The sequence below is a fragment of the Riemerella columbina DSM 16469 genome (assembly GCF_000374405.1).
GTDB lineage: Bacteria > Bacteroidota > Bacteroidia > Flavobacteriales > Weeksellaceae > Riemerella > Riemerella columbina.
The window spans coordinates 16,745-35,233 of record NZ_KB894227.1; the positions used below are offsets into that span (position 1 = coordinate 16,745).

The following is an 18,489-nucleotide window of genomic DNA, read 5'->3' on the forward strand; positions in this document are numbered from 1 at the left end:
TCGTCCTCATCGAAATTTCGATGAGGACGAACTTTTTTATATAGAAATATCATTTAGAATCCTCTAGTACTGCCACCGCTACCATTATTTCCAAAAGTAAAGGTAGCAGATAACCCTGCTCTAATGGTGGATAGTGGATAGGCTGTGGATATTTTATATTTCGTCATAAGTTGGTCGTAGAAGAATCTAATATTAAGATTTTGGGACATATTATAATCCGCAGATACCTTTATCCCCATCATTCTTTGTCCTCCAGTCACTTGAGAATCGTCTAAAAGAATATTGGTAATTCTTGTTTTATTATCTCTTAATGAGAAATCGGCACGGATATTCAAATCACTTTTGATTTCTTTAGACTTACCTTTAAACCTTAACTTAAATTTCAAATCTTTTAGAATATATCCAAACCCAAGCACATATTCAGAACCCGTATCTTCTGTAAGTGTATGGTTGACTAAACCTAATAAAAACATTCTATTTCGGTTGTATTGCGCTCTAAACTGCATATTGTTTCGCATCGTTACATCAGCACCGATAAGTGGTGCGAAATTTTCCTGATACATCACTTGAGAGAACACATAAGGGTTCAGTTTATCCCCTCTTACATCTACACCATTGCTATTACTATAATAGTCGATATTAGACTGAATCCCCGTTGCCGTATAAGTAGAAGTATAAGCGTGTTGTAATTCAAATTTCTCAAACTGACTGTTTATAAACGGAATATTTCTCAATCCAGAATAAGTAACTCGCCAGTTTGGCAATGGAAACTTCGGTTTAGTAGGATTACTGACTGGTATAGCCGATTTTCCCGTAAGTGCCGCTCTAAATGCTGGAATCAAAACATATGCATTGGCTATACTATAACCTTCCACAAAACCGTCTGCATTAAGCACGCCATTATTTTGTCTTGAAATTTCTCTAGCCTTAGATTTAATTTGGTTAAAGATAGACGCTCCATCTGTAAAAGTTGTGCCTAATAAGAAATCCGAATTGGAATAACTGAACATTTCATTGGCAAACGAAAATTGCACGCCATTATTAGGGTTGCCATCTACATCAAGATTAAAGCCACCGTGACTTAAATTTCGATTATAAGTCCTAAGGAAATTAACATCTATTCTCCAGTCTTTAAATGGTTCTAAGGTGATATTACCCGTTATATTTTGGGAATTCATCTGCGTGTATGGCTGGTTCAGGTATTCTGATTTCGATATCCAATTGTTCTCCACCGCAATCCTTCTGATATCCGCTTGTGAGCCGAGTAAAAATCCAGTAGTAGGACCTCCAAAGCCTTTGCCCATACCAAAGAAATTAGGCTCCGATAGAATCCCTGGCAATACCGTACCATTATTTTCAGTAAAGTTAAAATTCACTTGTTTTATAGAAGTCAATGCCGACATAATCTGCTGCCCTGCACTCAATTTATGCTTAAATTTATAAGATTTAAACTTAAACTTCCTACGGCTTTTCTTATCTGCAAATGCCTTTTCGTAGACTTGATTAAGAGAATCCAATTCTTTATTTCTACCCTGCTGGATAGAGTCTATTTTTTGGAAATACTTAAACTTACTCAATAACATTGGCACATCCATAGAAGCCGTAGCCACTTTATTATTCGTATTTTGAGAAACATTACCCAAATTCCCTGTTTTACTATTCAGCAATACGGTAGAACGCGCATTCCAGTTGTATTGGAAGCCATAGCCAATCTCCGCATTAATAAAATCTAAATACGGTAAATGCTGGAATGGCAACTGATAATTGAGCTGCACTCGATGATTGTACAATACAGGACGCCCTACTCGGAATGGATTTTGGAAAATGGATTTATCATTCATCGTCTGTACCGACCAGTCATCATTCAGTGTTCTCGTTGCAGAGAAAATATCCGCTTTTAAGGATTTCGTAAGGTTAAAACCTAAGTTATACTGCCATCCAAAATAGAAATTTCTATTTTTAAGCGTTCCAAAGTTTTGAGCCGATACTCCATTCAACAAGGCTTCTACATTTCTAAATTCCAATTCGCTATAATCTCGGTCAATTTCTGTACGGAACGAAAATCTAGTAGGAATCGGGTTAAAATTAAATTCTTTTACCCATTGTAGATACTTTGCAGATTTTGCCGTATCGCTTACCACTTTGTTAAATGGACGAATGACCCAAGGTTTAAAATTAAAGTTGTAATCCAAATACGCCTTTAAATTCTGGCGGTAGTTCTTTTTGGTATAGATATCTCGGTAATAGTCGTCATTATACATCGCGGTTACCGATAGGTTTTCCACATCGTAGAATTTTGGTTTTCGCTCTGTATTTATACGCTCTTTACGCATATTAACTACTCCTATACTGCGCTGCTGCGTGTAAGTTCTTACCACTTGCTTCAACTCCTCTTTTTTAGGATCTTCAGAGAACAACACATCATCATTTAATGGATTGTATTTTGGATCTTCTATACTTTGGCTGTAAGAGTAATTTACTGGAATCTTCATACCCGCCTTTTCAGGAAGAAACTTATCTACATTCACCGTCGTATTAATGGTAAATGTAGAATTTTGAGATTGTTGCCTTTGAACGGGTTTTTGGTCTATAAAACCAAATCCTATGGTAGAAATGGCGGCATTGGCATTTACATTTGCAAAGTCTCCTAAATTGAAATTCAAACTGGCATTGGCGGCATAACCTCCTTTATTTTCGATACCCGATAAGCGAATTTCATTCACCCAAAGCACCAAATCTTTAGAATCGTTACCCGTATTTCTTACCCCAATTACGATGGTGGTGATATTCCCCAAACTAGGGCGTCCTTTAGTATAGATGGCTTTATTGGCATCGCCATATTCTATATCTCTATACCTTTGGTCTATACTGATATTGGCTTGCTCTCTTCTCAATTTCGCTTGAACCAAATCTTCCAACACCACATTCACATTATTTTCCGTAGGCCAAATATCCATTGGCGAAGTGGCATTTTTAGAGGTATATTTTAAAGAAGATTCATATTCATAGTAGTTATCAGTAGCATCGCTACCAAAACGGATAAAGAATTTAGCATTAGGGTCGAGTTGTGTAGAAGTTACATCTTTTAGATTTTCGGCGTGCAAGAACAATTCTAAATTCTTATAGCGACGCATATCCAAACTCACATTTTTAAATACCCCTCTAGACGGCGTAGTGGTTTTGGATAGGTTGTTTACCTTTAAATATAATGAGGCTTCATTTTGTCTTTGCGATCCCGTAGTCCCGCTCAACACTTGGCGTTCAATACCTGGTGGAATCACATAAGGTGGCTTTCCTAAAGCATTTTCTTCTAAGTTTACACTACCTACATCAAAGTTGGCATTATCTACATTATAATTTCCTTCATTAGAATCGTTGCCTTGGGCTAAATTTTTACCATATTTTCTCCAATCCGAACGCACCAAATCAAAAGTACCAAATCTTAAAGTTGAAGTTTCATCAAAGCCTTCAAGAATCATTCTGGCAAATCTTACATTATTTAGTACCGAAACATTCGCTTCCCCCGCATCTGTATCAAACTGAGATACTGGAATACGGAATAGGTACCATTTATTTTTACCCACTTGTCCATTCTGAAACTTAGCCTCGGTTTCTTTTTCGTCTACGATGAAGTTTTTACCTAGTGCTAAATTGGCTTTATCTAAAAGAATGGTATATTGGTTATAATTTTCACTTTGGTCTAAATTAAAATCCCCATTAATATCCTCTGCATCTGGTGTTTGTGTAGACACCTCCATAGAGCCTGCCGCCGAGTTGCCATCTGGGTTTCTAAAATAACGATAGCGGTCAATTAATGAAGATGCTAAAGTCCCTTGGAATTTATTAGATAAATAAAATACAAAGTCATCGGATGCAGGGTCGGTCAAATTTGTAACGGGATTGACAAATGTAGTTCCGAATTTCGTGGCTTCATCCACATTATCTAAACCATCAAATCCCACATCTTGTGCGGCACGGTTAGCTCCTTCCGAAGAGAAGGCATATAAAATGGGTTGTTGGTCTGGCTGTTTACCCCAAGCCGTTTCCGAAGTTTTATTTGGGGCATCTGGGGTAGGCAATCCGTTTTCAAATTGCAATTTACCATCTCTTAAAATATCCTCTGATACATTCCCTAATTGAAGTAATAATTTTGGATTAGCTCCTAGCATTTTTCCATCGGCATAAGGATCCATAAGCCAAAATTCTACATATTCAATATTGGCATTGGTAAAATTAGATACGCTAATCGGACGCATCATCCCTGCCCAGCGCTCCGCCGTAGATTCGTTATTAGGATTTAAGTTATAAGGTCCTCTTTCAGTAGGATAATAGGTCACATCTAATGTATTAGCATAAGTTTGATCGCCCGCAACAAAATCTCTACTGTTGTAAAGTTCGTTCATCCTTACACGGCGAGAAGCATGGTTGGATACCGCATCTGCATTAATACCATTAGGCGCCTTACCGCCTACACCATAAAACCTTGGGTCTATATAGTACCATGATAATAATCCTCTACCATAGCCATTTTTTACATCGTCATAAAGTCCAGCATTATTAAATAAAGGATCGTTAGGGTTTTTCTCTGGCTTAGAAGCCAATGTCCACATGGCAGGTTCTTTCAAAGTAATTTTTGAAGTCGTTTGATCAAAGTCATCTACATATGCTTGATTATCAATATCTTTATTTTGTCCAGGAATTAAATACGCGGCTTCTGCCTTAAAGTTAAGGTTAGATGGTGCTTCGGTATTAATTAATGGAATCTTATCGGTTAATCTTGTAAGGAACGGCAATTCGTTATTGTACATCACATTCATTCCCAGCATGGTATTGTTGACTGCCTCTTGTCCTAACTGAACTTTTTGGGTTAATGGACGCTCGGAATAGTTCATAGCTGTGGCACCTACCGTTAAATGTTCATTAAATTTGCGTTCTAGATTCAAACCTAAAAATCGTTTTCTTTGGGTATTGAAAGTCATCTGATTTTCCAAAGAAATATTAATCGGCTGCCCCGATTGTTTAAGCGTTTCGTTGATAATCGTTACTTGACCTAGAAGATAATCTACGGTATAGTCTACCCCTTCCGTGAGTTGTACGCCACCAGAAGTCACTTTTACAGAACCTTTAGGTACATTAATCGCTCCTAAAGAAATCCCTTGCCCTTGGCTTCCACGATAGCGTCCTTCAATGGTATAACGCTGGGATAATGGATCCTGCGACGCCACTTGTTTCTGTTGAGAGTATAAATCTGAGTATACAAATTTTGGATCGCTACTGCCTAAAACACTCGTCATATAACTACCAAATGGCTGAGCTTTGGTAAAAATTAATTTTCCATTTTCTGGATCTATGGTAATCCCACTCACAAAGTCGAATAAGCCATCGCCATAAGTACCACCACCATCGCTTTGTAAGTCGTTATTTAAGTTGAGTCTATCCCAATTCAAAAGTTGTAATAAATTAACATCTTGCACCGAAGTATTTGGCAAGTAGTTCACTTTACCATTTTTAGGGTCTTTATAATAAACATTAAGGAAAAATCGTTCTGGCGAGATTTGGTTTCCATTAAAAGAATAAATATTTTTCATCATCAAATTCCACATAGGCGAAGTCGTCTTCACCGAAGAATTAGGCTTAAGTAATTTAGTAATCAGTACAGAACTTTCCTCTGCAAACTCCCCTACTTTGTAAACTTGGTTGGAACCATTCACGGTATAAGAGTAAGACACCGCCAACAATTGATTATCATTAAGTCTTTGGTTAAGGGAAATATACCCCAACTGAGGATTGAAGCTAAATTCATTCTGCTCTAGTCGTCTCACCCTACGGTTGAAAACGAATTGTTCCCCATCGGTATAGACTTCTGGCGTCCCCGAAGCGTTGGGAAATGTTTGTTGGTTAATTGTATTATAAACCGTTCCTACATCTCTAATCCCCGCTCCTAAGCCACTGATACTTTGGTACAAATTATTTTGAGTATTACTAGGATAGCCCGATACTCCTTCCCCTAAATCTCGAATAGCCAAAATACTTTTTTGGTCTTGTAAATTGCCAGAACCCTGCTCCAACACCCACACTTCAATTCTATTAATGTTGATTCTGGAATTAATTTGCGGATAATTTAGCAACGCATCGTCGTAGTTTTTAAAGAAATATTGTCCTATATAATAGTGTTGGTTGTCTTCGTAGTCTATGGCGTTAATTTTAAAGGTATTCATTGTTCCACCGCCTTCTGCAACTACCGTTCTGGATTCCCCTTGTTGCTGAGAAAACACCAAAGTACCATAAGTTTTCCCCAACTGAAATTCTGTTTTTAAACCAAATAACGATTCCGACCCTCGGATTAAGCTGGTAGATAGCGGCATATTGACATTACCAAACTCCACGCGTTTGATGATTTTGTCTTCGCCACTTTTGTTCAGCTCACCTAAGCCTTTAGATTGCAAATCTTGCCATTTCCCTTTGGCTTGCCATACTAAGTTGAGTTTATTTTCAAATGCAAAACCACTTTGCGTATCGTAATTGGCTTTGAGTTGAAGGTTTTCACCCACTTTACCTAAAATTCCTAATTGGATTCTCTGCTGAATATTGAATGCAAAATTCTTTCTATTCTGAGGCAGCACCATAGGATTATCTATCTTCTGATACAATCCACCCAAATCAAAAGAGGCAAATCCTTGCGGAATGAGTTCTATCTTATTCCCCCCGAATACCGTTTCAAATAATTTATTTTTAATGGTTAAGCTCGGTAGTAAGCCTTTTTTTTCCGCGTCTTTTTTATCTTTTCTATTGTTTAATAAATCATGGTCGCTCGATTTTTCTTTGTAATAGGCTCTAAGCCCTTGTGTACGCACATAAGATGCGTATTCCTCTGGCGTCATGGCAATAGGTGTTCCCGAAACCACATTCCCCACCTTAGGATAGAGAAAATAGAGCCCTTGCTGAATGTCATAAAATGCCTCATACCGTATAGGATTAGGCATGGTGAGTTTTGGTGATTTAGCGTTTTTATCGGGTTCGGTTTGGGCATAGGTTTTTGTAGATAACAACATCACTACGCCTATACACCATAGTCTGAAAAATAGATTGCGTGGCTTCACTTAAAATTAAATATTTTTTAGAATTTGCTTTACTAAATCTTCGGTTTGGAGTTCTGGATTTTGCTTCAATAGTTTGTCTGCTAAACGCTCCGACATTTTCTTTGGAATACCCAAAACCTCTAATGCTGATAACGATTCTTCTTTTACTTTATTATCTATCGTTACAGAAATATTTTCCGTAGAAGTCTCAAATTGTTGGACTTTATCTTTTAAATCTACAATTATTCTTTGTGCCGTTTTTGCCCCAATACCTTTTACTTTTTGAAGCACTGCACTATTACCCGAGAGAATCGCTTGGGCAATTTCCGATAGTTCTAATGACGATAGCATAATCATGGCAGAGGCTGGTCCCACTCCACTTACCGATACCAAAAGATTGAACATTTGTTTTTCCTTTAAGTCTGAAAAGCCAAATAACAAATGGGCATCTTCCCTAATGATTTGCTGTGTAAATAGTTTAGTTTCTTTTCCTAGCATCATACTCTGAGAAGTCGGTACACTTACTGCTACATAATAGCCTATACCCGACACTTCTACCACCACATAAGTTGGTGTGAGTTCCGCCACCTTACCCTGAAGAGAATAAATCATGATTAAGTTTTTTTCAATGGGCTAAGGTACGGAATTTTTTAGATTTGAAAATTTTAAGGTTTTGACATTGATATTATTAAGTCTACTATTGTTTTATGATAGTTCTTTAGTAATATGTTCCATACAATATTCTGCAAGCGCCACAATGGTCACAAACGGATTAACCCCAATGGTTCCAGGTACCAAAGAGCCATCTACCACATATAAATTTTTATGACGATTGAGCCTTCCAAATGCATTGGTCGCCTTACCTAATACCACGCCACCCAATGGATGATAGCAAATATCTGGACCAAAGCCATTATGAAATAATAGATGGGAGCGTGTACCGCCATTCGCTCTGTTCATTTTTCGGATAAAATATTTGGCATTGTCCATCATATGCTGGGTATGCGAGTCGTCCCAATCCAACTGAATTCCTTTAGACTTATCATAACTGACCGTTCCGTATTTTTTAAGCGGGTTTACCATGAGATATAAAGCCGTAGCCACATTCATACCCATTGGCAACGGTGCTATTTCTGTAAAAAACGAATGTTCTTCATCATCCCAATGGTCTATCCCTGCCACAGGAATTGTAGATTGCTTAGTTCCCGTACCTCCAGAAAAAGTTTGAACGAAGTTTCTACCCGTCATAAAATTACCATTATTCCCCCAATACTTTCCTACTTCTTCACTGATAGGCAAGCCGTTTTCCACATTAGATTTTAATAAAATTTCTAGCGTTCCCATCGTTCCTGCTGCTAGGAAAAGTTGCTCACAAGTAATTTCTTTTGGCTGAATCACCTCCCCTTGGGTATTGATTTCTGATACTTTTATACGGTAATGTGTGTCATCTATTTGAAGAATGCTATCCACTTGATGTAAATCCCAAATTTCTAAATTCCCCGTAGCTAAAGCCTTTTTAAGATAAGTTTTATCTAATGATTTTTTACCATGGTTATTGCCATAGATTACTTCGCCTGCCAATGCCGAGGCTGGCACTTCGCCTTTGTATTCCTTTTGCATATAATCGAAATCGTACACATTGGGAACACGAACCGTTTTAAAGCCTGCTTTATGGGCCTCCATTTCGCCAACTCTAGAAAAACGATAATATTCACATTCCTTTAGAAAATCTTCTGGCGCTACATTAACGCCAAGTTCCTGATTGGCAAGGGGAAAGTATTTAGTGTAAAATGCATCCGTATCTAGTTGGGGAAAGATTTCTTTAAAATACGATTGTTTAGGCGTTACCGCCATCCCACCATTAACTAGTGACCCACCACCTACGCCACGACCCATCCAAATTTTAACATGTGGAAAGTCCCAACGGTCTAGCACTCCCGTAAATTTTGGCACACTAAAAAGATTAAAAAATGGAGCTATGGTTTTAGTCCTCAGCCACGCCGCTGATTTATCTGGATGAAGCATAGACGAAAATTTTTCTTTAGCCTTACCCCAATCCATACCCATTTCCAGCATGGTTACTTTATGCCCTTGCTCACATAAGCGTAGAGCAGCCACCGCACCACCGTAGCCAGAGCCAATAATCAATATCTTTTTTTGATGATAAGTTGTTTCCTTTTTTTGCGGTTGAGGCTGAGCCAAAAACCCAGTAAACCCTGAAAAAAATAAAGCCCCTATCCCCATGGAAGCCGTATATAGAAATTGTTTTCTGTTCATATCTTTCATTTGTTTTCATTAGTTATACTTGCAAAAAGCGTACAGAAAATACCTTAGGAAATATGATGTTTATCAATTAAATGGCGGTTATCCGTCATAAACTTAAATGAGAAACTACTTTTAATAGTATAAATCACATCTAACTTTGAAATTTTCTTTAACACAAAATCTTCGTAATGGTGCATATCTTTCAGGAGTAATTTGAGCATTACATCGTAGTCCCCAATGGTGAATGCCGCTTCTATCACTTCATCAAATTGTAGTACCCGCGCTTTAAATTCATCAAAGATTTCTTCCCTGTGTTTGATTAATTTCACTTGAAGATAAGCCACCAAATTGTACCCTAATTTTTCCACATCTAAAACCGCAGTATAGTTTTTAATAATCCCCGACTCTTTCATTTTCTTTATCCTATCATGTACAGGCGTTACCGATAAATTAACTTTCCCCGCGATTTCCTTTACACTTTGGCTACTATCCGCCACTAATTCCTTTAAAATTTTAATATCTACCTCGTCTAGTTTCATTATTTTTTTCTGTTTAAGTTTATAATTAGGTTGCACAAAATTACAAAATACTTTTTAAATCATTATTTATAAAATATTTATCTTAATTGAATACAAAATTCGGAACTTTATAATATCCTAAACTATATTTGCAGAACATTTTACAAACCCGTATAGATGACAACTTTTAATACTATTTTAAAACACAAAAACACGCCAATTACCTTCATTATTATGATGTGTAAGGGCATTAAACTTTGTGATAAAAGAAGTGAAAGGTTGTAGAAAAAAATTTAATTGTTATCAACTCTAAAACTTCAAGCACCTATTTGTTTGAAGTTTTTTTTAACCAAAAAAATTAAAACTTAAATTATAAATCAATGAAAAAACAAGTATTTGCACTTAGTGCTTTAGGTCTATGCTTCGGAAGCCTTGCCTATGGTCAAACTAAGGACAGTCTTAAAACCAAAAACATCGAGGAGGTTGTAATCGTTGCTTTTGGTAAGCAAAAGGCAAAAGCTGTAGTAGGCTCGGTGTCTAGCTTAGGGAAAGAGGTACTCTCTACTCAACAAACTTCTAATGTAGCCACAGCTATACAAGGTAGCGTAGCTGGTGTGAATATTATTGGTTCTGCTGTACCAGGTACCACACCAACAATCCGCGTAAGAGGGATTGGATCTATTAATGCGAGTTCTGATCCGCTAATTATTGTAGATGGAGCGCAATACTCTGGAAGTTTATCTAATATTTCTCAAGAAGAAATAGAAAGCCTCAATGTACTAAAAGATGGTTCTGCAACATCGCTCTATGGATCTAGGGGTGCTAATGGAGTGATCTTAATTACTACTAAAAAAGGAAGAAAAGGAAAACCAAGAATTACGATGCAATCTTCATTAGGTTTTGCTGCACCTGTGAATGATTTATACCCTATGGTGGATAATAGTAAGTATTTACAATACACTTGGGAATCTCTTAGAAATACCTATGTCGTAGAAAATGGACTGACTCAAGCTGATGCAGGAGTAAAAGCAGCACAAAATGTAATTCCAATATTGCAATATAACCCTTATAATAAAAAAAATCCTATTGATTCTAATGGTAAGTTAGTAGATGGAGCACAATTGCTTTGGAATACAGATTGGGAGAAAGAACTTATCAATCATTCCGCACAAAGACAAGAGACCTCTGCTACTATTTCTGGAGGTTCGGATCAAAGTACTTATTTTTTAAGTGTAAACCATCTGAAACAAGAGGGGGCAATTAAAACTACGGAGATGGAACGATTAGCAACAAGGCTAAACTTAGAATCTAAAATACAACCTTGGTTAACTATAGGCTTAAATACTGCTTATATCTCTAACAGTAGAAATCTGCCTCTTCAAGATGGAAATAATTTTGGAGCGCCTATTGGAAGTATTTATTTTATGTCTTCAATTTACCCTCTGTATCAGAGAGATGAGGATGGAAATCTTGTTTTAGATGAAAATGGAAATGTGCAATATGACTATGGAGCAGGTAGTGGTTCTAAAATAAATTCACAGAGACCTTTATTGAGAAATGCGAATCCTGTAGGAAAATTATTTACAGATAAGTATAAATATAGTGTAAACACTTTAACGTTAAATGGTTTTGCAAAAATAGATTTTAGTAAGAGCTTATCGTTCAAATCTAATTATTCCTATGAACAGAATCAAAATAATTTTAAATTATATTATGATAGCCAGCACGGAGAATATGCACCTAATGGCGGACAAGTGACTTATAATAGAAGTGTATACAGTACAAAAAACTTTGTAAACTCATTAAATTATAATGTTAAATTAAGGGATCATAATCTTTCAGCAGATGCTGTTGTAGAGACTTTTGAGAGAGAATATGATACTATGGGAGCCATCGGTTCAGGATTATTCCCAGGTATTGAGGTTCTTGGAGGTACCACTAAACCAGAGTCTACTACAGGTATCGTATCGCTTCAAAGGCTTGTGGGGTTACTAGGAAGGGTTAGTTATAACTATAAAGAGAAATATTTTGTTGAAGGTTCATTCCGTAGAGATGGCTCTAGTGTCTTCAGTAAAGATGTCCGTTGGGGGAATTTCTACTCCGTAGGTGGTGCTTATATCGTAAGTGAAGAAAATTTTTTAAAAAATAATAAAACTATAAGTTTCTTAAAGCTAAAAGCATCTTATGGAGAATTAGGAAATAATAATTTTAATGTAGATGGTGGCTATGAATTTTTCCCATACTTATCTACTTATCTTACAGGATATTCCGTAGGGTCTAATATTGGTGTTATTTTATCTTCGCCTAAAGATCATTTACTTAGTTGGGAAAAAACAGCTTCCTTTAATGCCGGCTTAGAATTAGGGCTATTTAAAAATAGAGTTAATGTAAATGTAGACTATTATAATAAGGAATCTATAGACTTGGTAGGTCCTTTATTAACAGCAGGCTCTACAGGAGCTACTTCTATTACATCAAATATTGGTAAACTAAGGAACTATGGTTGGGAATTTGTCATCAATACTAAGAATATAAGAACGGATAATTTTAGATGGGATACTTCTCTTAATTTTTCTTTTGATAAAAATAAAATCATAGCATTAAGTAATAATAATGAACCTCAAACAGTAGGAACTAAAAGATGGGAGGTTGGACGTTCTTTATATGATTTCTATATCCAAGAATATGCCGGTGTAAATCCAGAAAACGGTAACCCTCTATGGTATATGGATGTAACTGATACTAATGGTAATGTCTCTAAGGTAACTACAGAAGATTATTCCAAAGCCAGTCGCTACTATAACCACAGTTCATTGCCTTGGATCATTGGTGGTGTTAATAATTATGTTAAGTTTAAAAACTTTGATATTAATGCATTAGTCAACTTTAGTTTTGGAAGTTACCTGTATGATTACACTTATGCAGATCTTATGCGGGGATATTTCGATGGCCATTCTAGAAGTGTAGATTTGGAAAGAAGATGGCAAAAACCTGGTGATATTACTGATGTACCTCGTTTAACCAGTACAAATTTGCAAGAGGCTTCACTCTCTACAAGATTCTTGTTCAAAAATGATTATGTAAGGCTTAAAGCCCTAACTATAGGGTACAATTTTGAAAAGGAAACACTAGAAAAAATAGGAATTAGAAATCTTAGATTATTTTTACAAGCAGACAACTTGTTGACTTGGCAATCTAGAAAAAATATAGATCCAGAACAAGCTCTCAATGGTCTTACTGATAGTAGAGCATCGAACTTAAAAACAATATCATTCGGTCTTAAACTTGAACTTTAAAACTAAAAAAAATGAAATTTAATCAATTAAAACATACACTTTTTGCCACTCTGTTATTAGTAGCATCATCATGTGAAAGATATTTAGATGAACCTCAACCAACAGACGAGGTGAGTGCAGAGTTAGTATTCTCAAATGCAGAAAATGCAGAAGCTAATCTAACAGGAATTACCAGTCTATTAAGATTTGATACAAATGTTAACGGACAAGATGCCGCTAATTTAGGAAGTGTTTACTTTGCAAGAACTGTAAAGGGGGAAGACTTCTTGGTGCCAAACAGTTGGTATTCTTTTGATTATCGAAATATAACAAGGCTTTCCACACATAGAAGAACTAACTTTACTTGGCGTTATTTTTATAAAATCATAAGACAGTCTAACGAACTTATAACTGGTGTAAATAGTAGTAAAAATATTTCTGAAGCAAGAAAGAAATCTTTAATAGCAAGAGCAAAAGTGCTACGTGCCCTTTCTTACTTTGAGCTGGTACAAGATTTCCAATTAGGGTATCCTTACTCCAAAAATATGCCTGCCCTACCTCTATACGAAGAATATACTAAAGAAGCTAAACCTTTTAGTACTACCGAGGAGGTGTTTCAATTCATCGTTAATGATTTAGAATCTGCCCTTCCAGATTTACCAGTAAGCAGACCCTCTAAAGCTTTCGTGAATCAGCAAGTTGGTTATGCGCTAGCAGCTAGAGTATATCAAGTAAAACAAGATTGGAATAAGGCCTATCAATATGCACAATTAGCTTATGGGGGTAATGTAGAAAATTCTTTAGACGCCGCTTCTTATAGTAATGGGTTTAAAACCTTAGACTCTAAAGAATGGATTTTAGGCTATGGACAGCAGGCTGGACAATCAGTCTATTGGATGATGGCACCACATTCATTTACCGATCTTTCTGTAGAAAATGACGGTTACAGTAATGTATATGTGAGTAAAACCCTCTATGATCTATTTAGTGATACCGATATTAGAAAGCTATTTGATTATAATCCTAATGCAGATGGTGATAAAAAATATAGTACATATAAGTTTACATTCAATAGAGGAGAAGCAGCCTGTCCATATTTTAGAACCGCTGAAATGGTATTAATTGCTGCTGAAGCACAATATCGATTAGGCAACACCGCAAAGGCACAAGAAACGCTCTACAAATTACAAAAAAATAGAGACCCCAAAGCGGTTGAGCAGCACAATACAGGCGATGCTCTTTTAGAGGAGATTTTAATTGAGCGTAGAAAAGAACTCTACGGAGAAGTGGGCGTAGAACTCTACGATGCAAGAAGGCTTTCTAGACCGCTTAAACGTAGTGCTGCTCATTCGGTAGTTTTAGATTTTAAGCCTAATGACCCTAAATCTATCTACCAATATCCTCAGCAAGAAATAGATGCTAATCCAAATGTGGACGAAAGCATCAATAACGGAAGATAATTTTTCATTTTTACTTTTCATATCAAGAGAAAGGCAAGGATTCAATATCCTTGCCTTTCAATTTTAAATTATATTAAGCCACTCATTTATCGATGACCATCTCTACGCTGAGCATCTAGAACCGCAATGGTTGCTAAGTTCACAATTTCATCTACACTAGAACGCATCTGTAATACATGCACGGGCTGTTTTAATCCCATTAAAATAGGACCTATGGTCTGGGCCACTCTCATACCTCTAATGATTTTATAAGAAATATTCGCCGACTCTAGATTAGGGAAAATAAAAACATTGGCTGGTGTAGTTCCCAATTTTGAAAATGGATAATCCGCCAAGTGGTCTGCATTCATTGCAAAGTCGGGTTGTATTTCCCCGTCTACTATCATTTTTGGATATTTCTTATGGAGTATTCTTACTGCCTCGGCGACTTTCTGAGAAGTATCGGAATGGTCAGAAAAGTTTTCATAAGACAACATCGCAATACGCGGTTCTATGGCGAAAGTTTTTACCGTCATCTCAGACATTTTGGCAATCTTAACTAAATCTTCTGCCGTAGGATTTTTATTGATAGAGGTATCCGCAAAGAAGCGTGGTCTTTTACCCGATAAAATCATCATCATAGACGCCACTTTATCTACGCCTGGTTCTTTTTCAATGACTTCCAAAACAGGTTTTAGCACCGAAGAATAATTCTTGGAAAACCCTACAATAAGAGCATCTACATCGCCATGTTTTAGCATTAATGGTCCAAAATAATCTCTATTTCTTACAAAACGCTTGGCTTTATATTCGTTGATGCCTTTACGATTTCTCAGTTTCCAAAGGGTTTCTCTATACGCTCTTCTTTTTTCTTTTTGCGCCTCATCATTCGGGTCTACAATTTTCACCTTCAGTTCAATGCCATACTCTGCCATTTTTTCTTTGATGAGTTTCTTATCTCCTAATAATACAGGTTCAGCGATACCTTCTTCATATAGAATTTGTGCCGCTTTGATGACATTATATTCCTCACCATTGCCTAAAGCCACACGCTTCGGATTAGAACGCGCACGGTTTTGCATCATACGGATTAGTTTTTCATCTTTACCCATACGGTCTAAAAGATGATTTTCGTAAGCCTCAAAATCATCAATTGAAGTTCTGGCAATACCGCTTTCCATCGCCGCTTTGGCTACCGCCACTGACACTTTAGTAATCAATCGGTTATCAAATGGTTTAGGAATAAAATAATCTCTACCAAAATTTAATCCTTTAAGGTTATACGCTAAAATCACCGCTTCTGGCACAGGTTCTTTTGCTAAATCGGCAATCGCTCTTACCGCTGCTAGTTTCATAGCTTCGTTAATCCCTTTCGCCTGAACATCTAACGCTCCTCTAAAGATATAAGGGAACCCCAATACATTATTCACTTGATTAGGAAAATCACTACGCCCAGTTGCCATGATAACATCTTCTCTGGTGGCTTTCGCTAAATTATAATCAATCTCTGGTGTCGGGTTTGCCAATCCGAATACAATGGGATTTTCTGCCATAGAACTTAGCATTTCCGCAGACATCACATCACCTTTTGAGAGTCCTACAAAAACATCAGCCTCTTTTAAAGCATCGGCTAAAGTTTCAAGTTCGGTATGGGCAACAAAATCTAACTTTTCTGGTGTTAGGTTTTCCCTCTTATGATTAATAACGCCTTTGCTATCGCACATCAAGATATTTTCCTTTTTAAGTCCCAGCTCCATATAAAGCTTGGTACACGCAATGGCAGCTGCTCCCGCTCCATTCACCACCATTTTTACCTCATCTATTTTTTTTCCTGCTAATTCTAAAGCATTGATTAATGCCGCTGCAGAAATAATAGCCGTACCATGTTGGTCATCGTGCATCAATGGGATATCCAATTCTTCTTTTAAGCGTTGCTCGATATAAAAGGCTTCTGGTGCTTTAATATCTTCAAGGTTAATCCCACCAAAAGTTGGGGCAATCGCCTTTACAATTTGGATAAATTTTTCTGGGTCTTTTTCATCTACTTCAATATCAAATACATTGATATCGGCAAAGATTTTAAAAAGTAAGCCTTTACCTTCCATTACAGGTTTAGATGCTTCGGCACCGATATCTCCAAGCCCTAAAACAGCTGTTCCGTTAGAAATTACGGCCACCAGATTGCTCTTTCCCGTATACTCGTAAGCCATAGCAGGATTTTTCTCAATCTCTAAACAAGGTTCGGCTACCCCTGGGGAATAGGCTAAACTCAAATCCCGTTGTGAGGAATGCGGTTTGGATGGAATCACCTCTATTTTCCCTTTGGGTGTGGCACGGTGGTAATCCAGAGCCGCTTTTTTAAAATTCTTTTCGTCTCTATTGGTTTTACTTGGCATATATTGTTATTATAATTTGTTAAAGGTTTAAGATATACTTTTTATGATAGTTTACCAAACTTTCTATTGGTTTTTGTACGATAGTGCCTACTTTTAGATTCAGCTCTGCCGCCGCCGCTCTTAGTACATTTTCATAAACATAAGCAATAGAGCCTATAAAGTTGATTTCCGCTTCTTTTGCTTCGGGGTAAGGCAAGACTTGATATTCAAAAAAGTTTTTCATTTCATCAAACACCATATTTTGAAAATACGGATGTTGCTTTCGCTCCACGATAAAACGATTAAAACTTGCTAAATACGCATTGGCTCTAGGATTGTGATACATATTTTTGATGGCACTTTCTATGGATAAATGGTAAGTCCCCACAAATTCTTGATGCAAATCCGCAGGGAGTTTTTTCATAAAAAAACGACGCAATAGGTGTTTCCCCAAAGCATTGCCGCTCCCCTCATCTCCAATTAAAAAACCTAAAGATGGCAAATCTCTACGGATATTTTTTCCATCAAAATAGCAAGAATTAGAACCCGTTCCCAAAATACAAATAATCGCAGGATTGCCTCTATACCCTGCATAGGCTGCCGCAGTAAGGTCTTCGCTCACTCTAATATCCGCATGGGCAAATACCTTTTGGAGTTCTCGCTCTACCAGCGATTTATTTTCCGCAATACCGCAGCCTGCACCATAATAAAATAGTTTGGTAATTGCATGTTTGTGCTGACTGAGGGTTGTATTGTTTTCAATTTCAGAGGCTATGGATTGTGCATCGGTAATATTGGGGTTAAACCCCACCGTTTCGGTTTTTAGTTTTAGTTTTCCATCATCTTCCAAGATGACCCAATCGCATTTGGTAGAACCGCCATCAATTATTGCTATCATAAAACATCATTTACAATCTGCTAAAATAGCAATAATCTAACAAACTGGATGAAATTTCATTCGGAAAATCAATCCGCAAACTTATATTTAATATAAATAGATTGAAAGACAAGCATGAACGCTATTTTGCTATAACTTCAACTAGTTAAAAATACATTGTTCTAGTAATATATTCCTGCTGTGTAGACTGACCACCACTCGATAAGGTGTGCCTATGACACCTTACCGTATGCGGGTATAGCACTTTACCGTGTGTGCTATAATAAAAAAGAGAAGTATATTATGTTACACTTCTCTTTTTTTTCTAACTAATTACAATGGTTGTATTGAGTTTTTCTTCTCTAGGTTCTTTTAATAGATTAGTGCCTTTACTAAACTGCGTGATTACACTCACTTCATAATTACCATTAGGTAAATCCGCTGGCACCAAAATAAGCAAGCGCGAAGGTTCGTTAAGGACGATGTTTTCCATAGGGAGTTTGGTTTCTTGGTTGTTGTCTAAGTTTTTAAACACCACACCATTCTTAGGGTCGCTGCCCTCTACCTTAATATAAGTCCCTTTGATTTCAGCGTTTTTACCTTTGGTCAGTGTACCGTCTGTATTGCCTGTGGCTTTATCGGTAATGTTAAACAGACTCAT

At 36.9% G+C, this 18,489-nt stretch carries 9 protein-coding genes; 2 read left to right on the forward strand and 7 right to left on the reverse strand.

The features are described 5' to 3' along the window. Positions 1-53 precede the first annotated feature (53 nt). The 4 genes from sov to C237_RS0104425 form a co-directional block, all read right to left on the reverse strand. Positions 54-7,052 (reverse strand): T9SS outer membrane translocon Sov/SprA, encoded by a 6,999-nt coding sequence (sov, locus tag C237_RS0104410; RefSeq protein ID WP_018675287.1) that lies wholly within the window; start codon positions 7,050-7,052, stop codon positions 54-56. Positions 7,053-7,106: 54 nt separating this feature from the next. Further along, complete coding sequence (ruvA, locus tag C237_RS0104415) at positions 7,107-7,691, reverse strand: Holliday junction branch migration protein RuvA (protein ID WP_018675288.1); 585 nt, start codon at positions 7,689-7,691, stop codon at positions 7,107-7,109. 93 nt (positions 7,692-7,784) lie between these two features. Further along, a complete protein-coding gene (locus C237_RS0104420) occupies positions 7,785-9,365 on the reverse strand; it encodes a GMC oxidoreductase (protein WP_018675289.1) in 1,581 nt (526 codons plus the stop codon). 44 nt (positions 9,366-9,409) lie between these two features. After that, a complete protein-coding gene (locus C237_RS0104425) occupies positions 9,410-9,883 on the reverse strand; it encodes an Lrp/AsnC family transcriptional regulator (protein ID WP_018675290.1) in 474 nt (157 codons plus the stop codon). Between the two features lie 359 nt (positions 9,884-10,242). On the opposite strand from C237_RS0104425, the gene C237_RS0104430 reads away from it, so the two are divergent. Further along, entirely contained in the window at positions 10,243-13,158 is a 2,916-nt protein-coding gene (locus tag C237_RS0104430; RefSeq protein ID WP_018675291.1) for a SusC/RagA family TonB-linked outer membrane protein, read from the forward strand. 11 nt (positions 13,159-13,169) lie between these two features. After that, positions 13,170-14,597, forward strand: a complete 1,428-nt coding sequence (locus tag C237_RS0104435; RefSeq protein ID WP_018675292.1) for a RagB/SusD family nutrient uptake outer membrane protein — start codon at positions 13,170-13,172, stop codon at positions 14,595-14,597. 86 nt (positions 14,598-14,683) lie between these two features. Here C237_RS0104435 and C237_RS0104440 read toward each other — a convergent pair whose 3' ends face one another. The 3 genes from C237_RS0104440 to C237_RS0104450 all read right to left on the reverse strand — a co-directional run. Further along, a complete protein-coding gene (locus C237_RS0104440; protein WP_018675293.1) occupies positions 14,684-16,972 on the reverse strand; it encodes an NADP-dependent malic enzyme in 2,289 nt (762 codons plus the stop codon). Between the two features lie 19 nt (positions 16,973-16,991). Continuing rightward, positions 16,992-17,849, reverse strand: a complete 858-nt coding sequence (locus C237_RS0104445; protein ID WP_018675294.1) for a BadF/BadG/BcrA/BcrD ATPase family protein — start codon at positions 17,847-17,849, stop codon at positions 16,992-16,994. Positions 17,850-18,153: 304 nt separating this feature from the next. Continuing rightward, a partial coding sequence (locus C237_RS0104450) for a DUF4469 domain-containing protein (RefSeq protein WP_018675295.1) occupies positions 18,154-18,489 on the reverse strand: 336 nt, incomplete at its 5' end.